Origin of the sequence: Pseudomonas sp. R11F, assembly GCF_050312575.1 — a bacterium.
Taxonomy (GTDB): domain Bacteria; phylum Pseudomonadota; class Gammaproteobacteria; order Pseudomonadales; family Pseudomonadaceae; genus Aquipseudomonas; species Aquipseudomonas palleroniana.
Map to the genome: position 1 here is coordinate 133,306 of NZ_JBNPJU010000014.1, position 6,534 is coordinate 139,839.

7 protein-coding genes are annotated in these 6,534 nt (G+C 59.8%); 2 read left to right on the plus strand and 5 right to left on the minus strand.

Translation table 11 applies throughout. The features are described 5' to 3' along the window. Positions 1 to 5: 5 nt before the first annotated feature. Both ACQRBV_RS03995 and ACQRBV_RS04000 read right to left on the minus strand, forming a co-directional pair. Entirely contained in the window at positions 6 to 1,187 is a 1,182-nt protein-coding gene (locus ACQRBV_RS03995) for an amino acid ABC transporter permease (RefSeq protein ID WP_104995572.1), read from the minus strand. A 72-nt stretch (positions 1,188 to 1,259) separates the two neighbouring features. Next, positions 1,260 to 2,291 (minus strand): amino acid ABC transporter substrate-binding protein, encoded by a 1,032-nt coding sequence (locus ACQRBV_RS04000; RefSeq protein WP_090366636.1) that lies wholly within the window; start codon positions 2,289 to 2,291, stop codon positions 1,260 to 1,262. 345 nt (positions 2,292 to 2,636) lie between these two features. Between ACQRBV_RS04000 and ACQRBV_RS04005 the strand changes: the two genes are divergently transcribed. Continuing rightward, entirely contained in the window at positions 2,637 to 3,293 is a 657-nt protein-coding gene (locus ACQRBV_RS04005; RefSeq protein ID WP_090366637.1) for an alpha/beta hydrolase, read from the plus strand. A gap of 97 nt (positions 3,294 to 3,390) precedes the next feature. Further along, a complete protein-coding gene (rhlB, locus tag ACQRBV_RS04010) occupies positions 3,391 to 4,860 on the plus strand; it encodes an ATP-dependent RNA helicase RhlB (RefSeq protein WP_411985541.1) in 1,470 nt (489 codons plus the stop codon). A 357-nt stretch (positions 4,861 to 5,217) separates the two neighbouring features. Here the strand turns inward: rhlB and moaE are convergent, their stop codons facing one another. From moaE to moaC, 3 genes are read right to left on the minus strand one after another with little or no spacing between them, the layout of a single operon-like run. Then, positions 5,218 to 5,664, minus strand: coding sequence for a molybdopterin synthase catalytic subunit MoaE (gene moaE / locus ACQRBV_RS04015; RefSeq protein WP_081086985.1), 447 nt, complete (start codon positions 5,662 to 5,664; stop codon positions 5,218 to 5,220). Positions 5,665 to 5,669: 5 nt separating this feature from the next. Then, the gene (gene moaD, locus ACQRBV_RS04020) at positions 5,670 to 5,912 is read right to left on the minus strand and encodes a molybdopterin converting factor subunit 1 (protein WP_060753863.1); all 243 of its coding nucleotides are present in this window, start codon (positions 5,910 to 5,912) and stop codon (positions 5,670 to 5,672) included. Beyond that, positions 5,909 to 6,382: a cyclic pyranopterin monophosphate synthase MoaC gene (moaC, locus tag ACQRBV_RS04025; RefSeq protein WP_205344555.1), complete on the minus strand. Its 474-nt coding sequence runs from the start codon at positions 6,380 to 6,382 to the stop codon at positions 5,909 to 5,911. Before moaC ends, moaD begins: the two co-directional genes overlap by 4 nt. Positions 6,383 to 6,534 lie beyond the last annotated feature (152 nt).

The following is a 6,534-nucleotide window of genomic DNA, read 5'->3' on the forward strand; positions in this document are numbered from 1 at the left end:
TTTCCTCACCGCTCGATCAGCGCAATGCGCTTGTTGTACCAGTTCATCAGCAGGGAAATGCTGATGCTGATCGCCAGGTACACGCTCATGGTGATGGCAATGACTTCGATCGCCTGGCCGGTCTGGTTGAGCACCGTGCCGGCAAACAGCGAAACCATTTCCGGGTAACCGATACCGGCGGCCAACGACGAGTTTTTCGCCAGGTTCAAGTATTGGCTGGTCAGCGGCGGAATGATCACCCGCAGGGCTTGCGGGATGATGACCTTGCGCAGCGTCGGCCCCGGGCGCAAACCCAGGGAGCGCGCGGCTTCGGTCTGGCCGTGGCTGACGGACTTGATGCCCGAACGCACGATCTCGGCGATGAACGCTGCCGTATAGACGGTCAATGCCAGGGTCAGGGCCAACAGCTCGGGAATCAGGACCCAGCCGCCGACAAAGTTGAAGCCTGCCAGCTTCGGCATTTCCCAATGCAGTGGGGCGCCGAAAACCAGCGTGCACAACGTCGGGATCACCACCAGCAGCGCAAGCCCCGCCCAGAACTTGTGGAACGGAACGCCGGTGGCTTCGAAACGTTTATTGGCCCAGCGCGTCATCAGCACAATCGCGACAATCGCCACCACCACGCTGACCACGAACGGCCAGAAACCCTGCGCCATCAACGCCGCCGGCATGTTCAGGCCGCGACTGCTGACAAAGAAGGTATCGCCGAAGTTGTGGCTGTTACGCGGCCCCGGCATGGTCAGGAACACCGCGAAATACCAGAACAGGATTTGCAGCAGCGGCGGTATGTTGCGGAACACTTCCACGTACACCGTTGCCAGCTTGTTGATCATCCAGTTTGGCGACAGTCGCGCCACGCCGATGATGAAACCGAGCAGGGTCGCCAGGACCACGCCGATCACGGTCACCAGCAAGGTGTTGAGCAAGCCGATCACGAACACTCGGGCATAACTGTCCGATTCGGTGTAGTCGATCAGGTGCTGCGCGATACCGAAGCCGGCACTGCGCTCAAGAAACTCGAACCCCGAGGTGATGCCCCGGTGTTGAAGGTTGGTCTGGGTATTGTTGAAGAGGTACCAGCCCAGCGAGACCACCGCCACAATCGTGATGATCTGGAAGAGCCACGCACGCACTTTGGGATCGCTGAAGCTGAGCTTCTGCTTGGGTGCGCCGATTTGATTTTGCATGAAGTGCCCCGGAAATAATGGAACAGAACATCACCCGGTGGTTGGCCCACCGGGTGACAGAACCATCAGCGATCAGCGCACTGGGGGTGCGTATTGAATGCCGCCGTTGTTCCACAGCGCGTTCAGGCCACGGTCGATTTCCAGCGGAGTGCTCTTGCCGAGGTTTTTCTCGAACACTTCACCGTAGTTACCGACTTGCTTGACGATCTGTACGACCCAATCTTTCTTCACTTTCAGGTCTTTGCCGTATTCGCCGTCGGCACCGAGCAGACGTGCAACGTCCGGGTTCTTGGTGGACTTGGCTTCAGCTTCAACGTTTTTCGAAGTGATACCGGCTTCTTCAGCATTGAGCATGGCGTAGCCTACCCAGCGCACGATGGCCAGCCACTCGTCGTCGCCGTTACGTACGACTGGGCCCAGTGGCTCTTTGGAAATGGTTTCCGGCAGTACCGAGTAATCCTTCGGCGAAGCCAGCTTGCTGCGTTGGGCGAACAGCTGGGACTTGTCGGAGGTCAACACGTCGCAACGGCCGGATTCCAGCGATTTGGCGCTTTCATCGGAGGTATCGAAGGTGATCGGGGTGTATTTGAGGTTGTTGGCGCGGAAGTAATCGGAAACGTTCAGCTCGGTGGTGGTACCGGCCTGGATGCAGATGGTTGCACCGTCCAGTTCCTTGGCACTTTTCACGCCCAGCTTGTTGTTCACCAGGAAGCCGACACCATCATAGTAGGTGATGAAGCCCGGGAATTTCAGGCCCATGCCCGCATCGCGGGAACTGGTCATGGTGGTGTTACGGGACAGGATGTCGACTTCGCCGGATTGCAGCGCGGTGAAACGCTCCTTGGCATTCAACTGGCTGAATTTGACCTTGGTGGCGTCGCCGAAAACGGCAGCGGCCACAGCACGGCACACGTCAGCGTCGATCCCGAGGATCTTGCCGCTGGCATCCGGCACCGAGAAACCCGGCAGGCCGTCACTCACACCACATTGCACAAAGCCTTTCTTCTGCACGGCGTCCAGGGTAGCGCCGGCTTGGGCAAAACCACTGACACCCAATACAGCGGCCGCGGTGACGATGGCCAGGGTGGATTTCAATACCTTCATTCAAACCTCCAGTTGCTCTTGTTGTGTCGGAGCTCGAACCTCAGCGCACCCTTATGAGGCGATATCGACCCGTGTTGGCTTTTTTTAGGGTCAAGCGGCATGAGGTTGTCGCGATAATTCCAGCTGCTATCCCACAAGCGGCAGTCACTGATAGTGTTACCGTCTGCGAATAGTTCTGACATCGACCTACACATAGCAAGGCGCGTACCAGAGTGCCGGCTGAGTCGTTTCAGCCCATGTGCAATAGAAAAAGATTCAACCTTGCGACATTCTCTTAACAGATCGACCTTTTACGCACCGTTCCAACGCACCCAATCGGAGCGTGTGCACATAGATGGAGCAGACATGACCGAACCCTTGATTCTTCAGCCCGCCAAGTCCGCCGACGCCTGCGTAATCTGGCTGCATGGCCTGGGCGCCGATCGCTACGACTTCCTGCCGGTGGCCGAAGCGCTGCAGGAAAACTTACTGACAACCCGTTTCGTTTTGCCCCAGGCACCGACCCGTCCCGTGACGATCAACGGCGGCTACGAGATGCCCAGCTGGTACGACATCAAGGCCATGAGCCCGGCCCGGTCCATCAGCCTGGAAGAGCTGGAAACCTCGGCCAAAATGGTCACCGACCTGATCAAAGAGCAAAAAAGCAGCGGAATAGACGCCTCGCGGATTTTCCTCGCGGGGTTCTCCCAAGGCGGGGCGGTGGTGTTCCATACCGCGTACCTGAAATGGCAAGGCGCGCTGGGCGGCGTGATCGCCCTCTCCACCTACGCACCGACGTTCGACGATGAGCTGGAATTGTCCGCCAGCCAGCAGCGCATTCCGGCCCTGTGCCTGCACGGCCACTACGACGACGTGGTACAGAACGCCATGGGCCGCAGTGCCTACGAGCACTTGAAGACCCGTGGTGTCACCGTGACATGGCAGGAATACCCAATGGGCCACGAAGTGTTACCTGAAGAGATACGCGATATCGGTACCTGGTTGAGCACTCGCCTGGGCTGAAAAGCATTGCTCTATGTAGCCGCATGACAGACGCACTACGCCGCGCCCGTTTCTTGCATTACACTGGCCGGCGTACATTCCTTAACCAATTAATGAGATCACCGTGCTCAAAGCACTCAAGAAGATGTTCGGCAAAAGCGAGGCTGAGCCGCTCGCGCCAGTTTCCAGTGCCCCTGCCCCCACGTCCGGCAGCCGCAATGACGGTAAACAGCCCGGCCGGACCGCACCTGCCGCCCAGACGAAAAAGCCAGCGGTAAAGCCGGCCGAACAGGCAAAACCGCTCGAGGCCACGCCTGCGCCCGTCGCGCCCAAGCCACGTCGCGAACGTGCGCCCAAACCGCCGGTCACTCCGTGGAAACTCGAAGACTTCGTCGTCGAGCCCCAGGAAGGCAAGACGCGCTTCCACGATTTCAAGCTTGCCCCGGAACTGATGCACGCCATCCAGGACCTGGGCTTCCCGTACTGCACGCCGATCCAGGCGCAAGTCCTGGGTTTCACCCTGGCCGGCAAAGACGCCATCGGACGTGCGCAGACCGGCACCGGCAAGACCGCTGCGTTCCTGATCTCGATCATCACCCAGTTGCTGCAGACGCCACCGCCCAAAGAACGCTACATGGGTGAACCGCGCGCCCTGATTATTGCCCCGACCCGGGAGCTGGTCGTGCAGATCGCCAAGGACGCCGCCGACCTGACCAAGTACACGGGCCTCAACGTGATGACCTTCGTGGGCGGCATGGACTTCGACAAGCAGCTCAAGCAGCTCGAAGCCCGCCACTGCGACATCCTGGTGGCCACTCCGGGCCGCCTGCTGGACTTCAACCAGCGCGGCGACGTGCACCTGGACATGGTCGAAGTGATGGTGCTGGACGAAGCCGACCGCATGCTCGACATGGGTTTCATCCCACAGGTCCGTCAGATCATTCGCCAGACCCCACCGAAAACCGAGCGTCAGACCCTGCTGTTCTCCGCGACCTTCACCGACGACGTGATGAACCTCGCCAAGCAATGGACCACCGACCCGTCCATCGTCGAGATCGAAGCCGAAAACGTTGCCAGCGAAAACGTCGAACAGCACATCTATGCCGTAGCCGGTGCCGACAAGTACAAACTGCTCTACAACCTGGTCAACGACAACGGCTGGGAACGCGTGATGGTGTTTGCCAACCGCAAGGACGAAGTTCGCCGCATCGAGGAACGCCTGGTGCGTGATGGCGTCAACGCCGCGCAGCTGTCGGGCGACGTGCCGCAACACAAGCGTATCAAGACCCTGGAAGGCTTTCGCGAAGGCAAGATCCGCGTACTGGTGGCCACCGACGTGGCGGGCCGCGGGATTCATATCGACGGAATCAGCCACGTGATCAACTTCACCCTGCCGGAAGTACCGGACGACTACGTGCACCGCATTGGCCGTACCGGCCGTGCCGGCGCGGCGGGTGTATCGATCAGCTTCGCAGGGGAAGATGACTCGTATCAGCTACCGTCGATCGAGGCGCTGCTGGGCCGCAAGATCAGCTGCGAAACACCGCCGACGCACTTGCTGCGCCCGGTTGAACGCAAACGCCCATAAAGCTGGATGCAGTAAAAAATGTGGGAGGGGGCTTGCTCCCGATAGCAGTCGCTCAGCCAACATAACTGTTGAATGTGCCACCGCCATCGGGGGCAAGCCCCCTCCCACAGTTGGTTTTGTGTTCGACCCGCTATTTCCAGCGGTCCGGCTTCGCTGGGGATGACTCTTATCAGCGGCGAGAGACCACCAATGCACTTGCTGCGCCCGGTTGAACGCAAGCGCCCATAAAGCTGGATGCAGTAAAAATGTGGGAGGGGGCTTGCTCCCGATAGCAGTCGTTCAGTCAACATTACTGTTGAATGTGCCACCGCCATCGGGAGCAAGCCCCCTCCCACATTGGGTTTTGTGTTTGCCCCGCTATTTCCAGCGGTCTGCGGCGGTATGGTCGCTGTGGCGTCCTTCTACCCAGCGCGGCCCTTCGTTGGTGTTCTCTTTCTTCCAGAACGGCGCTCGCGTCTTAAGGTAATCCATCACGAACGCACAGGCATCAAACGCGGCCTGGCGATGGGCACTCGCTGCCGCGACGAAGACGATGGGCTCGCCCGGCTCCAGCACACCAATACGATGCAGCACCTCCAGCTTGAGTAACGGCCAGCGCTGCTCGGCCTCCACGGCAATCTTGGCCAAGGCTTTTTCAGTCATGCCGGGGTAATGCTCAAGGAACATCCCCGACACTTCACGGCCATCGTTGAAGTCGCGCACATAACCGACAAAGCTCACCACCGCGCCCACACCCACATTGGCTGCGTGCATCGCATTGACTTCGGCGCCGGGATCAAACGCCTCGACTTGCACACGAATCACCCTGCTCACCCCCCGGTCACGGGCGGGAAAAACGCCACTTCGTCGCCCGGCTGCAGCGGTTCGTCGAGGTTGCACAGTTCCTGGTTGCGGGCGCACATCAGGCTGGTCTCGTTGAGCACGGCAAACTCCGGATCCGCCGCCAACGCCAGGCGCACAGCGTCAACGGTGGCAAAATCGCCTTCCATTTCCAGCGAATCGAAGCCCACCACCTCTGCGTAGCGCGCAAAAAACAATACGTTGATGCTCATGCCTGCTCCGCCTTGAAATGCCCGCTTTTACCGCCGAGCTTTTCCAGCAGGCGAACGCTTTCGATGGTCATGCCGCGGTCCACGGCCTTGCACATGTCGTAGATCGTCAGCGCTGCGACACTGGCGGCGGTCAGGGCTTCCATCTCCACGCCGGTCTGGCCACTGAGTTTGCAGCGCGCCAGGATATGCACCGTATCCACACCTTCGGCGCTCAGCTCGACCTTGACGCCAGTGAGCATCAACGGGTGGCACAGCGGGATCAGATCACTGGTTTTTTTTGCGGCCTGGATGCCGGCGATACGGGCCACGGCAAACACGTCGCCCTTGGGGTGGGCGCCGTCGACAATCATTTGCAGGGTCTGGGGCAGCATGCGCACCCGCGCTTCGGCCACGGCCTCTCGGAACGTCACGGCTTTGTCGGTGACGTCGACCATATGGGCGCGACCTTGGGAATCGAGATGAGTCAGCACAGGGATACTCCTGATCAGGAGCGACAATTGTAAACCCGTAGGTCAAAAAAAGGGGCACAACACGCGGCCCCCCATCCAAATGCATGTAGTGAGCGGGCTTGCCCCGCGCCGCGGTGTGTCAGGCGGCTCAAACTTACCTGACACACCGCCGC